This window comes from Pseudomonas sp. SP16.1 (genome assembly GCF_052682975.1).
This window is the reverse complement of the sequence record NZ_JBQYFZ010000001.1, coordinates 4,847,172-4,863,804: the sequence shown is the minus strand read 5'-3', so window position 1 is coordinate 4,863,804 and position 16,633 is coordinate 4,847,172. Positions and strand designations below refer to the sequence as shown.

Here is a 16,633-nt window from a genome sequence, read left to right as displayed (position 1 = left end):
GCGCATACCGAGCCTGCTAAGCTTCGTCCTTCCCCCAGTCGCCTCCGGTAGCTCGCATGTTGCGCCAACTCCTGCTCTCGACCCTGCTGCTCGCCGCCAGCCTGCTGGCCCAGGCCGCGCCGCAGCAGGCCGCCATCGCCACCGCCCACCCCGCCGCCACCGCCGCCGCGCAGCAGATGCTCGACGCCGGCGGCAACGCCTTCGACGCCGCGGTAGCCGCCAGCGCCGCCCTGGCAGTGGTCGAGCCCTATGGCTCCGGCCTCGGCGGCGGCGGTTTCTTCCTGCTGCGCACGGCCGGCGAGACGCCGCGCTACGATTTCCTCGACGCCCGCGAACGCGCGCCGCTGCAAGCCAGGGCCGACATGTACCGAAGGGACGGCAAGGTGCAACGCGGACTGTCGCTCGACGGTGCGCTGGCCGCCGCCATCCCCGGCCTGCCGGCGGCCCTGGTGGAGCTGGCCGAGCGGCATGGCCGCCTGCCGCTGAAGGACAGCCTGGCGCCGGCCATCGCCCTGGCCAACCAGGGTTTCGCCGTCGACCACGTCTACCGCGAGCGCGCCACCTGGCGCCTGGCGGCGCTGCGCGACGATGCGGAAAGTGCCCGGCTGTTCCTCGACCGCGGCGAAGTGCCGGCCGAAGGCCATCGGCTGCGCCAGCCGGAGCTGGCGGCGACCCTGCAGGCGCTGGCCGCGCGCGGCCGCGCCGGTTTCTACGAGGGGCCGATGGCCGAGCGCCTGGTCGCCGGGGTGCGCAAGGCCGGCGGCATCTGGAGCCTGGACGACCTGCGCGAGTACCGCAGCGTACGCCGCGAACCGCTGCGCTTCGCGCTGGAGGACGGCCGCGAGCTGATCAGCGCACCGCCGCCCTCGGCCGGCGGCGTGGCGCTGGCGCAGAGCCTGGCGATCCTCGGCCAGCTGCCCTGGCGCGAGGCCGAGCCGGTGCAGCGCGTGCATTACGTGGTCGAGGCGCTGCGCCGCGCCTATCGCGACCGTGGCCTGCTCGGCGATCCGGACTTCGTCGGCAACCCGCTCGAGCAACTGCTGTCGCCCGGCCACCTGGCAGTGCTGGCCGGCAGTATCGACCCCGAACGCGCCACGCCCAGCGCCAGCCTGCCGCCGGCCGGCACCTGGCGCGAGGGCGACCACACCACCCACTTCGCCGTGCTCGACAGCCAAGGCAACGCGGTGGCCGCCACCCTGTCGATCAACCTGCCGTTCGGCGCCGCCTTCACCGTGCCGGGCACCGGCGTGCTGCTCAACGACGAGATGGACGACTTCGCCGCCGATATCCAGGGCGCCAACGCCTACGGCCTGGCCGGCAGCCAGGCCAACGCCATCGCCGCCGGCAAGCGGCCGCTGTCGTCCATGAGCCCGAGCTTTATCGAGAGCGACGCGGCCTTCGCCGCCTTCGGCACGCCGGGCGGCAGCCGCATCCCCAGCATGGTGCTGCTGGCCATGCTCGAATACCTGGACGGCCAGCCCATCGCGCGCTGGCCGGCGGTGGCGCGCTACCACCACCAGTTCCTGCCGGATGTCATCGAGCACGAGCCGGATACCTTCAGCGCTGCGCAGATCGCCGAGCTGCAGGCCCGCGGCCACCAGCTCAAGGCACTGGAGCGGCAGTACGGCAACCAGCAGGTGCTGCTGTGGGACAAGGTCAGCGGCGAGGTGCAGGCGGCCAGCGACCCGCGCGGTATCGGCCGCGCCCTGCCCTAACGCGGCGGCGCCAGCGACCCGGCGCCGACCTGACGATCGGCGCGGCCGCCCAGGTACCAGCCGAGCAGGCCCCAGAGCGCCGCGCACAGCGCACCGACCAGGGCCACCAGCCAGGCGCCGTGGCCGAGCATGTCCAGCCCGGCCTTGGCCCAGCCGCTCAGCGCATCGCCGCCGCGGTAGACCAGGGTGTCGATAAGGTTCTTCGCCTTGTACTTGCTCTCGGCATCCAGCGGCGCGAACAGCATCTCGCGCCCGGGGCGGACGAAGGCGTACTCGCCGATGCGCCGCACGACCATCAGCGCCGCCAGCACGGCGAAGGTCGGCGCCAGCGCCAGGCCGAGAAAGCCCAGGCAGACCAGCGCCGGCACCGCCGCCAACAGCACGCGTACGCCGAGCTTCTGCGCCACCCGCCCGGTGACGAACAGCTGCGCGGTCAGCGCGCCGGCCTGCACGACGAAATCGATCACGCCGAACACCCGCACCTGCGCGGCGCGATCCGGGAACAGTTCGGCCACCAGGCGCGCCTGCTCGAAGTAGAGAAAGGTGCTCACGGTGGTCAGCAGCAGGACGAAGGCGGCGATGCCCAGCAGATAGCGCGACCCCAGCACCCGGGTCAGGCCGCTGAACGGGTTGCCCGCCACCGGCCGCCTGGGACTCTCGCTGGGCGGCGCGCCGGGGCGGCCGGCGCCGGCGCGCTCGCGCCAGGCCATCAGCTGCTGCTTGAGCGCCATCGCCAGGCCGAGCAGCGCGGCCGCCAGCAGCATCAGCCCGGACTCGCCCACGGCGCCGATCAGCAATGCGCTCAGCAGCGGCCCGCACAGGCCGCCGACGCTGGCCCCGGCGGCGATGAAGGCGAACAGCCGCCGCGCCTGGGCGCCGTCGAACACGTCGGCCATCAGGCTCCAGGCCACCGAGATGACGAACAGGTTGTAGACCGAGAGCCACACGTAGAACATCCGTGCCAGCCACAGGCTGTCGCGCTGCAGCCAGAACAGCAGGACGAAGCCCAGCAGGTTGAGGCAGAAGAAGCCGTACGCCCAGTCGATGAAATGCAGGCGCGGCACCCTCGAGCTGAGCCAGGCCAACAGCGGCACCGCCACCAGCATGGCGACGAAGGTGGCGCTGAACAGCCACTGCAGATTCTCCACTCCGCCGGTGATACCCATCGCCTCGCGCACCGGGCGCAGCATGAAGTAGCCGGCGAACAGGCAGAAGAACAGGGCGAAGGCGGCCAGTACCGCGCTCAACTCCCCCGGCTCGGCGTTGATCGCCCGCGCCAGGCGCCGGCCGCGAGCCGACATCTCAGGCGAACAGCTCGACGATGCGCCGGCGCTGTGCCGCATCCGGCAGGCGCCCCTGGCCGGCCAGCAGGTTGTCGGCCATGTAGTGCGGCTTGGAAGTGGCCGGGATCACCGCGGTAACCGCCGGCTCGGCGAGGATGAACTTGAGCAGCAGCTGCGCCCAGGAGTTGGCGTCCAGCTCCACCGTGGCCCAGTCCGGCAGCTTCTGGTCTCGCACCCGGGCGAACAGCGCGCCGCGCTGGAACGGCCGGTTGATCAGCACGGCGATGCCCTTGTCGGCGCAGAAGGGCAGCAGCTCGCGCTCGGCGTTGCGCTCGCCGACCGAGTAGTTGAACTGGACGAAATCCACCGGCTCGCGGCGCAGCACCTCCAGCAGGCGCTCGTGGGCCGACTCCAGATAATGGGTCACACCGATATAACGCACCCGCCCCTGCTCCTTGAGCTCGCGCAGCAGGCGAAGTTGGGTGGCGGTGTCCTGCAGGTTGTGCACCTGGACCAGGTCGAGGGTGTCGGTCCTGAGCGCGGCAAAGCTCTCCGCCAGCTGCCGCTCGCCGGCCGCGCGACCGCTCGACGATACCTTGGTGGCGAGAAACAGCTTGCTGCGCAGCTCGTCCTCGGCCGCCAGCGCGCCGCATACCGCCTCGGCGCGGCCGTAGCTCGGCGCGGTGTCGATCAGGCTGGCGCCACCGTTGACCAGGGTCTGCAGCACCTCGCGCAACGGCGCCAGCGCCGCCTCGTTCAGGGTCACGTCGTGGGTGCGCGAAGTGCCCAGGCCGATCACCGGCAGCGACTCGCCGCTGCTGGGAATCTGGCGCTGCAACAGGCCGCCGGCGGCGAATGCGCCGGCGGGCAGCCAGGGCGTCAACGCGGTCAGCGCGGCGAGGCTGGCGCTGTGCTGGAGAAAGCGGCGGCGACTGGGCATGACGTGGCTCCTCTGTGACGGGACGAACGCAGTTCGTTCGTTATAGGCACAGACGCCGCGCAGACCAAGGCGTTGCCGGGCGCGGGAGGGCAGGTGCAGGGAGGCGCGAAAGGGCTACAGGCCCCTGTTCAGGGAGGCGCAGAGGCGAGCGGGCGGGCAGTGGATGCAATATCCGGTAACCAAAAGCACCGCCGCGCCAAGGGGGGGAAAGGCGGCGCAGTGGTTGGGAAAAATGCGCGGGACGGCTCAGGCGGCCCGGCTGGTGGACTCGCTGATCAGCATGCCATGGGATACCAGGTAGCAGCGGTGACCGTTGCGCAGCGTCAGCGGATCGCGACTGGCGATCACCCAGCCCTTGCTCAGCAGTTGATCGATATGGGCCCGCAGGGCGGGCAGGTGACGCTGTTCCTTCATGGCCGAGTCCTTCTCAGGCGGGTTTGGCGCAAGGCAAAGTGCCATGACGCCAAGGGATTCATCCGTGACACAGTCGGCAAAAGTGTAGTGGCGCAGTGCCAGGCCGTTAAGCCGCGAAACGGCGTCAACTGCTGTAGGAAAATCGCCATGGACGGCGCCGTTCAGGAGGTCGCCAGCGCCTCGTCCTGCGCGGCGCTCGGCTGGAAAAACTGCGGGTAGCCGTCCTCCAGCTTGCCGTAGCGCAGCAGCGCCTGGCTCGCGAAGCCATCGCCGGGGAAGCGCGCCTGAACCTGGTCGGCCAGCGCGGACGAGGCCCAGGCCGGCGCCCCCAGCGCATCGACCCGCCCGCCGCCTGACTAATCCGGCTGTCCCGGCTGCAGCGGGCCGATGCGATAGGGGCGCATCATCTCGTTGTCCTCGTGTTCGACGATGTGGCAGTGCCAGACGAACTGGCCCGGCGTGTTGAACTGCGCCCGCAGGCGGGTGACCTGGCCGGGATAGGCAATCACGGTGTCCTTGAAACCGGTCTCCCAGGGCTCGGCCGGGGTCGGCAGCGAGCCGGGGGCGAGCTGGATCGTCTCGGCCTGCTCGTCGACGAAGATGTCCTGCCGATCGATGACTTCGAACGCGACCTCGTGGATATGCATCGGGTGGGCGTCGCCGGTGGCGTTGTACAGCTCCCAGACCTCAGTCGCGCCCAGGGCCGGGTTCTCGCTGACCGGCTCCATCCACAGGCGCTTGTTCCAGGCGGCCGGGGCCTCGCCCGGATCGCCCGCCAGGGTGCCGAGCAACGCTTCGGCCGGCGCGTCGGCGAAGAACGCCGACATCTCCTCGAGCAGCACCAGTGGGCGGGTGACGCTTGCCTCTGGCAGCGGCGTGATCGCCGGCAACTGCAGGAACTGCGGTGGCGTGCTCGGATCGGCCGCCAGCGCCGGCACCACCCGCAACTGCATGACCTGGCCGGTGCTGTCCGGGTCGGCGATATCGAAGTCGACATCCGGCTCGCCGCCGCCGAAGGGCTCGTCCGGACCGACATTGGCCAGTACATAGTTGCCCGGCGGCACCTGGCTGAAATCGACGATCAGGTCGACCCGCTCGGCCAGGCCCATCAGCAGGCGATTGCCGTGGTCGGCCGTGAGATTGACCGGCGCGGCGAGGAAGCCGCCCTCGTTGCCGATCTGCCAGACCTCCACCCCGGGGATGGCGTTGAAGTCGAGGATCAGGAAGCGCGACTGGCAGCCGTTGAGCAGGCGCAGGCGGTAGCGCACCTGTTCGACGGTGTGGAAGGGCCAGGTACTGCCGTTGACCATCAGCATGTTGCCGAAGAACTCGGGGTTCCACAGCGGCGCGATGTCGCTGTCGGGAATGAAGGGGCCGGAGATCTCGTCGAAGACGGCGCGGGAATCCGGGTAGAACAGCGAGCCGTCGGCGTTGAAGGAACGGTCCTGGATCGCCAGGGGGATCTCGTAGTAGGTCTTGTTCGGCGGAAACTTGTCGTTCTCCCTGGGGGCCGGCCCCGGCAGCAGCGCCGGCGTGCCGAAGCGCGTGTCGAGCAGCGCGGCGTCGCCGGCAGGGCCGCCACGGATGATGTAGAACCCGGCCGGCCCGGCATAGACGTTCAGCCGGGTCATGCCCAGGGTGTGGTCGTGGTACCAGAGGGTCGAGGCGCGGTTGAGGTTGGGGTACTGGCAGGTGGCGAAGCCCGGCCCCCAGGTCGCGCCAAATTTCTGCTGCGCCTTGCCGGCGAAGAACTGGTACCAACGGCCTTCGCGGGCGTAATCGGCGGGGATGTCGCTGGCATCGGGCAGGTACCAGGCCTCGGCATAACCGTCGCTCTCGTCGCCGACGCCGACCGCGCCGTGCACGTGGGTGACCATGGGCACCGGCCCGGTGTAGGACGCGGGCGTGCTGCCGAAGCTCGGGCGCGTGTCGCGGCCGGCGCTGCCTCCGGGCGGGTTGGCCCAGTGCAGGGTCGGGTCGACCGGCAGCAGGTGCGGGAGGAAGTTGCCAGCGTCATCCTTGAGGTCATTGATCCACTTGACCCGCACCGGGGTGTCCCAGCTGGCTTCGATGGTCAGCGAGGGGGCGTTGTGCAGCAGCAAGCCTCTTCTGCCGGCGGCCGCGACCGCGCCATAGCCCCAGACCTTGGTGGCGGGCAGGCCCGCGGGGAGTATCTGCTGGCTGAACTGCCTGAGCGCGACCTCGTAGTAGTCGACCCGCTTGCCGCCCATCTGGATGAATCGCGCCGCCTTGGGCATCACCGGCGGAATCAGCAGCGGCGTCTGGAACTTGGCGACCAGGACCGGATCCAGCGAGCCGCCGGGAATCTGCGCGATCGCCACCGGCACGCCGAAGCGGTTGACCGCGAACAGGGTGAGGACGGTACCGCCGGTGTATTTCAGGAACGTACGTCGTGTGAACATGATGCGAACCTCTACCCGTCAAATTGCCTGAACTGCCGCTTGGGCCGTCCATCAATTCGTCGAAGGCATCCACCCGATCAGGTTGCAAACGACACGCTGCTGCACGACGTCCCTTGTCCCACTTGAGCCACCGCCTTACCTGAAGACCACCCGCATGAACGCGATGCTGTTCGAGAAGTACTGCGACATGGACGACAAATCGACTGGCTGAAATCACTTCGCCAGCAAATGAAGCTTAGTTACGCCGTTACACAGTGGCGTTCCGCTGGTCGCCTGCAACCGCCAGGCAAAGCCCCAGGCCGATTTGCGCCAGAATGATCCTTGCCTGCTCTGCCAACAACGGCGCAAGGGTGTCGATATGCTGCTGGAAACCTGGGAACTGCTGTCCTACATGGTCACCGTGGTAGCCCTGCCGTTCACGATCGCGGTGTTTCTTCTTCGAGCAGCGCAAGGAGCGCGCGAACGAGGAGGAAGACACCTGGCAGCAGATCTCCGACGCCTACATCGACTTTCTCGAGGTGGTGCTGGCCAACCCGGACCTGAGCGACGAGCAACGCGAGCGCATGCTGCTGATCTTCGACATGCTCATCTCGCTGTTCGAGCGCGCCTACCTGCTGGTGTACGACCAGCGCATGGACGCGAAGAGGCGCCGGCGCAGGCACTCCTGGGACGACTACATGCGCGAGTGGAATCAGCGGGAGGACTTCCGTGCACGCCTGCCGGAACTGCTGCGCGGCGAGTATCCCGACTTTGCCGCCTAGTTCCTGCGCTTGGTGCAGGAGGCCGACGACGGGCAATAGCCCGGGCAGAACTGACGAATGGCAGTGCGCGCCTTCACCGATCAGCATGCCGTGCATGACCAGGCAGGTGTGCGGCCGCTGCGCAACTTGAGAGGGTTGCGATCGATGATCTCCCAACCCTCGCGGAGCATCTGGTCGATGTGCGCCCGCAGCGCGGGGAGTTTTCGCTGTTCCTTCTGGCTATTCATGGTCGAGTCCTTTCGTCCGGTGGCAGCACCCATGCGATGGGGCTGTCAGGTCCCATCCATGCTGTGCGTCGCAGACGCATAACAGGCTATCTGCCAGCACGTCAGCCGGGTCGCAGGCCTTTCCCTGCGACCGGTGGCCGCGCTGCGCGGGTTCCCATGTCCGCGGGCGCCAGGCCGACGCGAGGAGCCTGTCGGACTTAACGCTGTGCTACTGCGAAAAAGCCCTTCTTCATGGGTAGATGGGCCATTTTTGCTGCTCCTTCTCGTTAACGGGCATACCGCGAGAGGCACCCCGAATGATCAAAGCCTTCGCGGCATGCCCGCCTCCCTCATCCGGCGCTGCGCGCCACCTGCATTCGCCACATCCCTGTACCTCACCCTGCGGGCGGCTTGCGCCGTGCCAATCGGCGATACTGCCGATTAGTCTCCCGGGTGGAGAAGGAAAAGGAGGGCGTCGCTGTGCGACTTTCACGCTAAATAGCTAGCCATCCGCGGGGCGGTCCCCGCCTCGAAAACCAACAAAACTGCACGGGGGGTCACACCCGCAAACCGAAATGTCGGACCACGGCCTTTCCCTCGCTACGAACGGTAAAGTCCGACAGGCGCCTGGGCATCACTCCCGGCCGCGGGCTTCCTGCCTGGCCAGGAACTCTTCCTGGAGCAAGGCCTCGGTGATATGGGCGGGCTCTTCGCTGAAACGCGGATCGTCGAGATGCCCGGTCGACACGGCCTTGACCTCGAGTCGGCCGACCAGGTGCTCGAGGGCGTGCCGCATCTTCTCGGCGGCGCCGTCCACGGCGAGGTCCAGCGATGCCGCCCTGTGGGTGACCGAGATGGCTTGATGGCCCTTGGGGCGCGCCTCGATGTGGCAACGCTTGTCGTCGACACCGGCCTTGCTGCCGTTCTCGTCGGTGAGGTGAACCTCGATGCGGGTGAGGAACTCGTCGAAGCGCTCCAGGCGCTCCGTCAAGGTCGCACTGACCCAATCCTGCAGCCGGGCACTTCCTTCGATATGGTTGCTGTTCACTTGAACCTGCATAAGGTGCCTCACTTCTTCCGGTCTAGAACTTCCTGAGGGCATAGATCGCAGAGACGGGGCGATTTGTCGATGCCTGGACGAGAAACAATCGGCTCCTCGTGCAGCTCGCCGACGCCGCGCTGCGGGTCTGCATCGACGCCTGCGCGCCAGGACGCGCGCACGCGAAGAGCCCGCCGGGCGCAGTGCTCAGGCAAACACGAAGTATTTGCGCACCGTCTCGACCACTTCCCAGGTGCCGCACATGCCCGGCTCGACGATGAAGATGTCGCCGGCGCGCAGGTGGATCGGCTCCTGGCCGTCCGGGGTGATGATGCAGTAGCCCTCCTGGAAGTGGCAGTACTCCCACTTGTCGTAGGCCACCCGCCACTTGCCCGGGGTGCAGATCCAGGTGCCCATGATCTTCTTGCCGTCTTCCGAGGTGTAGGCGTTGAGGTTGACGGTGTGCGGTTCGCCGTCGAGACGCTGCCACTTGCAGGCATCGAGCACGGGGACGGGCTGGGTATCGCGCAATACGGTGATGGGTTGCATGACGGCTCCTTGAGAGGGGGAACGAAACCCGCCCAGCCTAGGGCCGCAGCCTGGCGCGCGATTGTCTGATCTCGACCTGCAACTGCCTGTAAACGCGCAACGGCGCCCGACTGGCGGGACGGCCCGGCACGGCGCTAAGCTGTCGACCATGACCAGGCCCTACCTGACTCCGCTCCAGACCAGCCGCACGGAGGCCGCCCCGGGCCTGCGCATCGGCGGCGACTGGACGCTGCCCCACTACAGCCACCTCGAACCGCAGGTGCAGGCGCAGCGCGAGCGCATGCAGGACGAGGAGCCGGTCGACCTGCGCGAGCTGGCGGCGCTGGATACCGCCGGCGCCGCGCTGCTGCTGGAGCTGCTCGGCGAGTGGCGCCTGCGCCAGGTGGCAGGGCAGGCCGAACTCGGCGAGCAGCGCCGCGCCCTGCTGCTGGCGGTGGCCGACGCCATGCACGGCAACCGCGAGGCGCCGGCGCCTGCACCGCCCTCGGTGCTGCGCGAGGTGCTCGGGCATATCGGCGAGGCAGTCGAAACCACCTGGCGCCACGGCCAGGAGTTGCTCGGTTTCATTGGCCTGACCCTGGCCAGCATGCTCGCCATCGCCCTGCGCCCGGCGCGCTGGCGCCTGACCTCGCTGGCGGCGCATCTGGAGCAGTGCGGGCTCAACGCGGTGCCCATCGTCGCCCTGCTGACCTTCCTGGTCGGCGCCGTGGTGGCCTTCCTCGGCGCCACCATCCTCGCCGACTTCGGCGCCAGCATCTATACGGTCAACCTGGTGGCCTACTCCTTCCTGCGCGAGTTCGGCGTGCTGCTCACCGCCATCCTCATGGCCGGCCGCACCGCCAGTGCCTTCACCGCACAGATCGGCTCGATGAAGGCGAACGAGGAGATCGACGCCATCCGCACCCTGGGTCTGAATCCGGTCGAGCTGCTGGTGTTGCCGCGGGTGTTCGCCATGCTGATCGCCCTGCCGATCCTCACCTTCATCGCCATGCTCAGCGGCATGTTCGGCGGCGCGCTGGTCTGCGCGCTGAGCCTGGACATCCCGCCGCCCCTGTATCTGTCGATCCTGCAGGACGGCGAGCTGCTGCGACATCTGCTGGTCGGCCTGCTCAAGGCGCCGGTCTTCGCCTTCCTGATCGCCCTGATCGGTTGCCTGGAAGGCTTCAAGGTCAGCGGCAGCGCGCAGTCGGTGGGCGCCCATACCACCTCGGCGGTGGTGCAGTCGATCTTCGTGGTGATCCTGCTCGACGCCCTCGCCGCACTGTTTCTGATGGAGATGGGCTGGTGAGCCGCGAGACCATCATCGAGGTGCGCGGCCTGTGCAACCGCTTCGGCGCGCAGCTGGTGCACCAGCACCTGGACTTCGACCTGTATCGCGGCGAGATCCTCGGCGTGGTCGGCGGCTCGGGCACCGGCAAATCGGTGCTGCTGCGCAGCATCGTCGGCCTGCGCCAGCCCAATGCCGGCACCGTGCGGGTGTTCGGCGAAGAGCTGCTGAGCCTGCCGGCCGAACGCCGCTCGCAGCTGGAGCGGCGCTTCGGCGTGCTCTACCAGCGCGGCGCGCTGTTTACCTCGCTGACCGTCAGCGAGAACGTCGCCCTGCCGCTGATCGAGCATGCCGGCCTGTCGCGTGCCGCCGCCGAGCGCCTGGCGCGGGTCAAGATCGCCCTCGCCGGCTTGCCGCAGGACGCCGCCGGCAAGTACCCCGGCTCGCTGTCCGGCGGCATGGTCAAGCGCGCCGCCCTGGCCCGCGCGCTGGCGCTGGACCCGGAGATCCTGTTTCTCGACGAGCCCACCGCCGGCCTCGACCCCATCGGCGCGGCGGCCTTCGACCAGCTGATCCGCACGCTGTGCGACAGCCTGGGCCTCAGCGTGTTCCTGGTCACCCACGACCTGGATACGCTGTACAGCATCTGCGACCGGGTCGCCGTGCTGGCGCAGAAGAAGGTGCTGGTGGCCGACCGCCTGGAGGCGGTGGTGGCCACCGACGATGCCTGGATTCAGGAATATTTTCACGGCCCGCGCGGGCGCGCGGCCGCACAAGCCGCCAGCGCGGCGGGGAGTCAATGAATGGAACCCAGAGCCCATCACGTGCTGATCGGCCTGTTCACCGTACTCATGGCGGGCGCCGCCCTGCTGTTCGCCCTGTGGCTGAACAAGGCCGGCGCCGACCGCGCCTTCACCGATTATGAAGTGATCTTCAACGAGTCGGTCACCGGCCTGTCGCAGGGCAGCGCGGTGCAGTACAGCGGGATCAAGGTCGGCGACGTGGTCAGCCTCGGCCTCGACCCGCAGGACCCGCGCACCGTGCGTGCGCGCATCCGCATCGTCGGCCCCACGCCGATCAAGCAGGACACCCGCGCGCGCCTGGCGATCACCGGCATCACCGGCCTGGCGGTGATCCAGCTGCACGGCGGCAGCCCCGACAGCCCGCCGCTGGTGGGCGAGGACGGCCAGCCGGCAATCATAGTCGCCGACCGCTCGCCGCTCTCGCGCCTGATGGCCAACGGCGAGGACCTGATGATCAACGTCACCCGCCTGCTCAACCGCGCCAACCGCATGCTCTCGCGCGAGAACGCCGAACGCGTTTCGCGCACCCTGGACCACCTGGAGCAGGCCAGCGCCGGCCTCGCCGAGCAGCGCGAAGAACTGACCGAGACGCTGCGCCAGGCCGGCGCCGCCACCCGCGAGGCCGCCGAACTGATGCGCAGCGCCAATCGTCTGGTCGAGGGCCAGGGCCACCAGGTACTGGCCAGCAGCGAACGACTGATGGCCTCGCTGGAGCGCAGCAGCGGCAATATCGAACAGTTGCTCGAAGCCAATCGCAGCGCACTGGACAACGGCCTGCAGGGCCTCGGCGAGCTCGGCCCGGCGATCGGCGAACTGCGCGACACCCTCGCCGCCCTGCGCAGCTTCTCCCAGCGCCTGGAGCAGGACCCCACCGGCTACCTGCTGCGCAACGACAGCATCAAGGAGTTCCAACCATGAAGCGCCTGTCCCTGCTGCTGGCCGCCGGCCTGCTCGGCGCCTGCTCGATCCTGCCGCGGAGCGAGCCGCTGGAGGTCTACCTGCTACCGGCCGGCCCGCTGCCGGCGCAGAGCGGCGCCGTCGACTGGGCCCTGCGCATCGCCAGCCCGGGCAGCAACCAGCTGCTCGACGGCACGCGCATCGTCGTGCTGCCCGAGGCCGGGCGGGTCAACACCTACCAGGGCGCACGCTGGAGCGAGCGCACCCCGCAACTGCTGCAGGCGCGCCTGCTCGACGCCTTCCACGATGACGGCCGCATTCGCGCCCTGAGCAGCGATGCACAGCGCCTGCAGGCCGATCTGGAACTGGTCAGCGAGCTGCGCGCCTTCCACAGCCAGTACCAGGGCGAACGGCCCGAGGCGCTGATCCAGCTCGACGTGCTCCTGGTCGATGCGCGCGACCAGCGCATCCTCGCCAGCCGCCGCTTCAGCGCCAGCCAACCGGCCAGCGATAGCTCGATAGACGCCGTGGTGGCGGCCTTCGGCCTGGCCGGCGATCACCTGGCTCGGGAGTTGGTGGACTGGACGCTAAATGAGGGGCAACGCAATCGCTGACCCTACATGGTTCCCAGCCAATCGCGCACTCCGGCGTAGGGGTAATCCTCCAGTGCGGCGAAGCCAGCCAGCTGGCGTGCCTTGAGCTTGCTCAGCAGCGGCGTGGCGATGCCGCAGAGAAAGCGCGTCAGGCATTCGCGGCTCGGCGCCTGGCCGGCATACTGCAGGTGTTTCTCGACGAAGGCGGCGCATAGCGCCTGCGCATCGCGCCCGCTCAAAGGCGGCAGTTCGGGCGGTGGCGGCAGGACGGCGACGCGGCCCTGACATACCGAGCAATGCCCGCAGCGCTCGGGGGCCTGGACGTCGCCGAAGTACAGGGCCAGGCGCCGGCTCAAGCAGTCGCGGCTCTCGAACAGGGCGAGCATGGCCTGGATGCGGGCGATTTCGCTGGCTTCGTGGGCGCGGAAGTGCGCGTGCAGCTGCTCGGCCAGGACGGCCGGGTCGAATTCGCCGTCCAGCAGGGTGTAGACCTCGGTCATCTGCTTGCTTTCCAGCTCGACCCAGCCCTTCTCCTGGAAGTAGTCCAGCGCCTTGATCACCCGCGCGCGTTCGGCGCCGTGGTCGCGATACAGAGCATCGAAATCCAGGGTGGACCAGGTGCGGGCGCGGCGCGAGCTGGCCAGGATGGCCTCGACGAACTGGCGCCGTTCGCCCTCGAACTGCGCCAGCAGCGCTTCTTCTTCCAGCAGCAGCTTGAAGCGGTATTCGGCGAAATAGGCGTAGCGCGGCGCGATGATGCCGCGCAGTTCCAGCTGCACCAGCAGGGTCTTGAGCGGCAATGCGCGAATATTGCTCTGCTCGGACAACTGGCCCAGCATCAACTCCCATTGCCCGCCCGTGCCGGCCGCGTGCAGCTCGTCGAGCACCTTGCGGATGCCGGCCAGCTCCGGGGTATCGCCGTAGACGAAGTTCTCCAGCACGCTGAGGCTGTCGCGGTTGGCCAGCACCAGGCAGTCCGAGGCCTGGCCGTCACGCCCGGCGCGGCCGATCTCCTGGCTGTAGTTCTCAATGGATTTCGGCAGGTCGAAGTGCACCACGTTGCGGATATCGCGCTTGTCGATGCCCATGCCGAAGGCGATGGTGGCGACGATGCACTGCAGCTCGCCGGCCATGAAACGGCGCTGGATCGATTCGCGCGCATCAAAGGCCATGCCGGCGTGGTAGGCGCTGGCCGCCAGACCGTCTCGCGCCAGCCGCTCGGCGACCTGCTCGGCGGTCTTCTGCTGGGTGACGTAGACGATGCTGGCCTGGCCGCGCCGCAGCGCCAGCCAGTCCTGCAGCCGGCGCAGCTTGGCTGCGCCTGCCACCGGCTCGACCAGCAGGTTGAGGTTGGCGCGGTAGAAGCCGGTGGTGACCACGTCGGCCTCGGCGATGGCGAACTTCTCGCGCATGTCGGCAATCACCTTGGGCGTCGCCGTGGCGGTGAGCAACAACACCTGGCCGATGCCGAACTGGCGCTGGTAGTCGGGCAGCTTGAGGTAGTCGGGGCGGAAGTTGTGGCCCCATTCGGAGATGCAGTGCGCCTCGTCGACCACCAGCAGGGAGATCGGCACCTGGGCGATGAAATGGCGGAAACGTTCGTTCTTCAGGCGCTCCACCGAGATCATCAGGATCTTCAGCTCGCCGGCCTTGGCCCTGGCCATGACCGCACTGGCCTGTTCGCGGTCTTGCGCCGAGTCGATGCTGGCCGCCGCGATGCCGCGGGCGTGGAGAAAGGCCAGCTGATCCTGCATCAGCGCCAGCAGCGGCGAGATCACCAGGGTCAGATGGGGCAGGTGCAGCGCCGGCAGCTGATAGCACAGCGACTTGCCCGAGCCGGTGGGAAAGATCGCTGCCGCCGAGCGGCCGGCGAGCACAGCGCTGACCACCTGCTCCTGACCGGGGCGCAGCTGAGCGAAACCGAAGACACGTTTGAGGGTGGACATAAGCCGTCACTCCATTGACCGCCGAATGGCCCATGACCATAACGCGGTTCGGTAGGATGCGCCATGCACACCGACAGAGTCCCGTGATGAACCGGTGCGCGCGGCGCACCCTACCCGGAAACGACAAAGCCGCCCGAAGGCGGCCTTGTCGTGGAGCGCGGCGCGAGCTTAGAGCTGCGGGCCGGCGTTCTTGATGGCGTCGCTGACGTCGAACTTCTGGAAGTTGTCGATGAACAGCTTGGCCAGGGCCTTGGCGGCCTCGTCGTAGGCGTTCTGGTCTGCCCAGGTGTTGCGCGGGTTGAGCAGGTTGGTGTCCACGCCCGGCACCGACTTCGGCACGTTGAGGTTGATGATCGGCAGCTGCTCAGTCTCGGCACCGATCAGCGCACCGCTCTGGATCGCCGCGATCACGCCACGGGTGGTGGGGATGCTGAAGCGCTTGCCGACGCCGTATCCACCCCCAGTCCAACCAGTATTGACCAGATAGACCTTGGAGCCGAAGGCCTTGATCCGCTTGATCAGCAGCTCGGCGTAGACACCGGCCGGGCGCGGGAAGAACGGCGCGCCGAAGCAGGTGGAGAAGGTCGACTTGATGCCGGCGCCGCTGCCCATCTCGGTGGAGCCGACCAGCGCGGTGTAGCCGGAGAGGAAGTGGTAGGCGGCCTGTTCCTCGTTGAGGATCGACACCGGCGGCAGTACGCCGGTCAGGTCGCAGGTGAGGAAAATCACCGCGTTCGGCTCGCCGCCGAGGTTCCGCTCGCTGCGCTTCTCGACGTGGGTCAGCGGGTAGGCGGCGCGGCTATTCTGGGTCAGGCTGTCGTCGGCGTAGTTCGGCACGCGCTTGTCGTCGAGCACCACGTTCTCCAGCACGGCGCCGAACTGGATGGCCTTCCAGATCACCGGCTCGTTCTTCTCCGACAGGTCGATGCACTTGGCGTAGCAGCCGCCCTCGATGTTGAACACCACGCCCTCGCCCCAGCCGTGCTCGTCGTCGCCGATCAGGTAGCGCGACTCGTCGGCCGACAGGGTGGTCTTGCCGGTGCCGGACAGGCCGAAGAACAGGGTGACGTCGCCTTCCTCGCCGATGTTGGCGGCGCAGTGCATCGGCAGCACGTCGGCTTCCGGCAGCAGGAAGTTCTGCACGCTGAACATGGCCTTCTTCATCTCGCCGGCGTAGCGCATGCCGGCGATCAGTACCTTCTTGGCGGCGAAGTTGATGATCACGCAGCCGTCGGAGTTGGTGCCGTCGCGCTCGGGCACGCACTCGAAGTTGGCGACGTTGAGGATCTGCCACTCGGCCTTGCCGGCCGGGTTGTACTGCTCGGGCTCGATGAACAGGCAACGGCCGAACAGGTTCTGCCAGGCGGTGGCGGTAGTCATCTTGACCGCCAGGTAGTGCGCCTCGGCGGAGCCGACGTGCACATGGGAAACGAAATGATCCTGGGCGTTGTTGAACGCCTCGACGCGGTCCCACAGGGCATTGAACTTGTCGGCCGGGAACGGACGGTTGATCGCACCCCAGGCGATCTGCGCCTCGCTGCTCGGCTCCTGAACGATGAACCGATCGGCCGGCGAGCGCCCGGTACGGTGGCCGGTGCGTACCACCAGCGAGCCGTTGGCGGCCAGTTCGCCTTCGCCACGGCGGATGGCTTCTTCGACCAGTTGCGCGGCGCTGATGTCGGTGTACACGGCGTTGTTGGCTTGCGTCATGAGGGTCCCCGTCGGCCGCTGGCCGAGTCTTCCGAACGTGGTGTAGTGCAGGGGCAACTGCACTACACGGTAAAAAAGTCGCGGGAG

General features: G+C 68.2%; 16 protein-coding genes. 6 read left to right on the top strand and 10 right to left on the bottom strand.

Annotated features, from left to right (window positions below; all coding sequences use genetic code 11):
* Positions 1-56 precede the first annotated feature (56 nt).
* Positions 57-1,715 (top strand): gamma-glutamyltransferase, encoded by a 1,659-nt coding sequence (gene ggt, locus ACUTAF_RS22950; protein WP_445582127.1) that lies wholly within the window; start codon positions 57-59, stop codon positions 1,713-1,715.
* Here the strand turns inward: ggt and ACUTAF_RS22945 are convergent.
* The 5 genes from ACUTAF_RS22945 to ACUTAF_RS22925 form a co-directional block, all read right to left on the bottom strand.
* Positions 1,712-3,016 carry an NTP/NDP exchange transporter gene (locus tag ACUTAF_RS22945; RefSeq protein ID WP_445582126.1) on the bottom strand — a complete coding sequence of 435 codons (1,305 nt, stop codon included), beginning with the start codon at positions 3,014-3,016 and terminating at the stop codon, positions 1,712-1,714. The genes ggt and ACUTAF_RS22945 overlap by 4 nt on opposite strands.
* A 1-nt stretch (position 3,017) precedes the next feature.
* Entirely contained in the window at positions 3,018-3,938 is a 921-nt protein-coding gene (locus ACUTAF_RS22940) for an aldo/keto reductase (RefSeq protein ID WP_445582125.1), read from the bottom strand.
* A gap of 246 nt (positions 3,939-4,184) precedes the next feature.
* The gene (locus ACUTAF_RS22935) at positions 4,185-4,352 is read right to left on the bottom strand and encodes a hypothetical protein (protein WP_445582124.1); all 168 of its coding nucleotides are present in this window, start codon (positions 4,350-4,352) and stop codon (positions 4,185-4,187) included.
* 356 nt (positions 4,353-4,708) lie between these two features.
* Positions 4,709-6,775: a multicopper oxidase family protein gene (locus ACUTAF_RS22930; protein WP_445582123.1), complete on the bottom strand. Its 2,067-nt coding sequence runs from the start codon at positions 6,773-6,775 to the stop codon at positions 4,709-4,711.
* Positions 6,776-7,022: 247 nt separating this feature from the next.
* The gene (locus ACUTAF_RS22925; RefSeq protein WP_445582122.1) at positions 7,023-7,253 is read right to left on the bottom strand and encodes a hypothetical protein; all 231 of its coding nucleotides are present in this window, start codon (positions 7,251-7,253) and stop codon (positions 7,023-7,025) included.
* 40 nt (positions 7,254-7,293) lie between these two features.
* On the opposite strand from ACUTAF_RS22925, the gene ACUTAF_RS22920 reads away from it, so the two are divergent.
* Entirely contained in the window at positions 7,294-7,536 is a 243-nt protein-coding gene (locus ACUTAF_RS22920) for a hypothetical protein (protein ID WP_445582121.1), read from the top strand.
* 80 nt (positions 7,537-7,616) lie between these two features.
* Here the strand turns inward: ACUTAF_RS22920 and ACUTAF_RS22915 are convergent, their stop codons facing one another.
* The 3 genes from ACUTAF_RS22915 to ACUTAF_RS22905 all read right to left on the bottom strand — a co-directional run bounded on the left by ACUTAF_RS22915 (position 7,617) and on the right by ACUTAF_RS22905 (position 9,330).
* Positions 7,617-7,763, bottom strand: a complete 147-nt coding sequence (locus ACUTAF_RS22915; protein WP_445582120.1) for a hypothetical protein — start codon at positions 7,761-7,763, stop codon at positions 7,617-7,619.
* 613 nt (positions 7,764-8,376) lie between these two features.
* A complete protein-coding gene (locus ACUTAF_RS22910; RefSeq protein WP_122109320.1) occupies positions 8,377-8,802 on the bottom strand; it encodes an HPF/RaiA family ribosome-associated protein in 426 nt (141 codons plus the stop codon).
* Between the two features lie 186 nt (positions 8,803-8,988).
* Entirely contained in the window at positions 8,989-9,330 is a 342-nt protein-coding gene (locus ACUTAF_RS22905) for a cupin domain-containing protein (RefSeq protein ID WP_021444215.1), read from the bottom strand.
* A 148-nt stretch (positions 9,331-9,478) separates the two neighbouring features.
* Between ACUTAF_RS22905 and ACUTAF_RS22900 the strand changes: the two genes are divergently transcribed.
* From ACUTAF_RS22900 to ACUTAF_RS22885, 4 genes are read left to right on the top strand one after another with little or no spacing between them, the layout of a single operon-like run.
* Positions 9,479-10,618: an MlaE family ABC transporter permease gene (locus tag ACUTAF_RS22900; RefSeq protein WP_445582119.1), complete on the top strand. Its 1,140-nt coding sequence runs from the start codon at positions 9,479-9,481 to the stop codon at positions 10,616-10,618.
* Positions 10,615-11,400 (top strand): ABC transporter ATP-binding protein, encoded by a 786-nt coding sequence (locus tag ACUTAF_RS22895; protein WP_445582118.1) that lies wholly within the window; start codon positions 10,615-10,617, stop codon positions 11,398-11,400. Before ACUTAF_RS22900 ends, ACUTAF_RS22895 begins: the two co-directional genes overlap by 4 nt.
* Positions 11,401-12,318, top strand: coding sequence for an MlaD family protein (locus ACUTAF_RS22890; protein WP_445582117.1), 918 nt, complete (start codon positions 11,401-11,403; stop codon positions 12,316-12,318).
* Positions 12,315-12,911 (top strand): ABC-type transport auxiliary lipoprotein family protein, encoded by a 597-nt coding sequence (locus ACUTAF_RS22885; protein WP_445582116.1) that lies wholly within the window; start codon positions 12,315-12,317, stop codon positions 12,909-12,911. The genes ACUTAF_RS22890 and ACUTAF_RS22885 overlap by 4 nt, the downstream gene beginning before the upstream one ends.
* A gap of 2 nt (positions 12,912-12,913) precedes the next feature.
* Here the strand turns inward: ACUTAF_RS22885 and ACUTAF_RS22880 are convergent, their stop codons facing one another.
* On the bottom strand, positions 12,914-14,836 hold the full coding sequence (locus ACUTAF_RS22880) for a RecQ family ATP-dependent DNA helicase (protein WP_445582115.1): 1,923 nt from the start codon (positions 14,834-14,836) through the stop codon (positions 12,914-12,916).
* 168 nt (positions 14,837-15,004) lie between these two features.
* Complete coding sequence (locus ACUTAF_RS22875) at positions 15,005-16,546, bottom strand: phosphoenolpyruvate carboxykinase (RefSeq protein WP_445582114.1); 1,542 nt, start codon at positions 16,544-16,546, stop codon at positions 15,005-15,007.
* Positions 16,547-16,633 lie beyond the last annotated feature (87 nt).

Excerpts from the sequence above, each read along its gene's own strand:
- ggt (WP_445582127.1), top strand. The coding sequence starts at position 57 with ATGTTGCGCCAACTCCTGCTCTCGACCCTGCTGCTCGCCGCCAGCCTG.
- ACUTAF_RS22945 (WP_445582126.1), bottom strand. The coding sequence starts at position 3,016 with ATGTCGGCTCGCGGCCGGCGCCTGGCGCGGGCGATCAACGCCGAGCCG.
- ACUTAF_RS22940 (WP_445582125.1), bottom strand. The coding sequence starts at position 3,938 with ATGCCCAGTCGCCGCCGCTTTCTCCAGCACAGCGCCAGCCTCGCCGCG.
- ACUTAF_RS22935 (WP_445582124.1), bottom strand. The coding sequence starts at position 4,352 with ATGAAGGAACAGCGTCACCTGCCCGCCCTGCGGGCCCATATCGATCAA.
- ACUTAF_RS22930 (WP_445582123.1), bottom strand. The coding sequence starts at position 6,775 with ATGTTCACACGACGTACGTTCCTGAAATACACCGGCGGTACCGTCCTC.
- ACUTAF_RS22915 (WP_445582120.1), bottom strand. The coding sequence starts at position 7,763 with ATGAATAGCCAGAAGGAACAGCGAAAACTCCCCGCGCTGCGGGCGCAC.
- ACUTAF_RS22910 (WP_122109320.1), bottom strand. The coding sequence starts at position 8,802 with ATGCAGGTTCAAGTGAACAGCAACCATATCGAAGGAAGTGCCCGGCTG.
- ACUTAF_RS22905 (WP_021444215.1), bottom strand. The coding sequence starts at position 9,330 with ATGCAACCCATCACCGTATTGCGCGATACCCAGCCCGTCCCCGTGCTC.
- ACUTAF_RS22900 (WP_445582119.1), top strand. The coding sequence starts at position 9,479 with ATGACCAGGCCCTACCTGACTCCGCTCCAGACCAGCCGCACGGAGGCC.
- ACUTAF_RS22890 (WP_445582117.1), top strand. The coding sequence starts at position 11,401 with ATGGAACCCAGAGCCCATCACGTGCTGATCGGCCTGTTCACCGTACTC.
- ACUTAF_RS22885 (WP_445582116.1), top strand. The coding sequence starts at position 12,315 with ATGAAGCGCCTGTCCCTGCTGCTGGCCGCCGGCCTGCTCGGCGCCTGC.
- ACUTAF_RS22880 (WP_445582115.1), bottom strand. The coding sequence starts at position 14,836 with ATGTCCACCCTCAAACGTGTCTTCGGTTTCGCTCAGCTGCGCCCCGGT.
- ACUTAF_RS22875 (WP_445582114.1), bottom strand. The coding sequence starts at position 16,546 with ATGACGCAAGCCAACAACGCCGTGTACACCGACATCAGCGCCGCGCAA.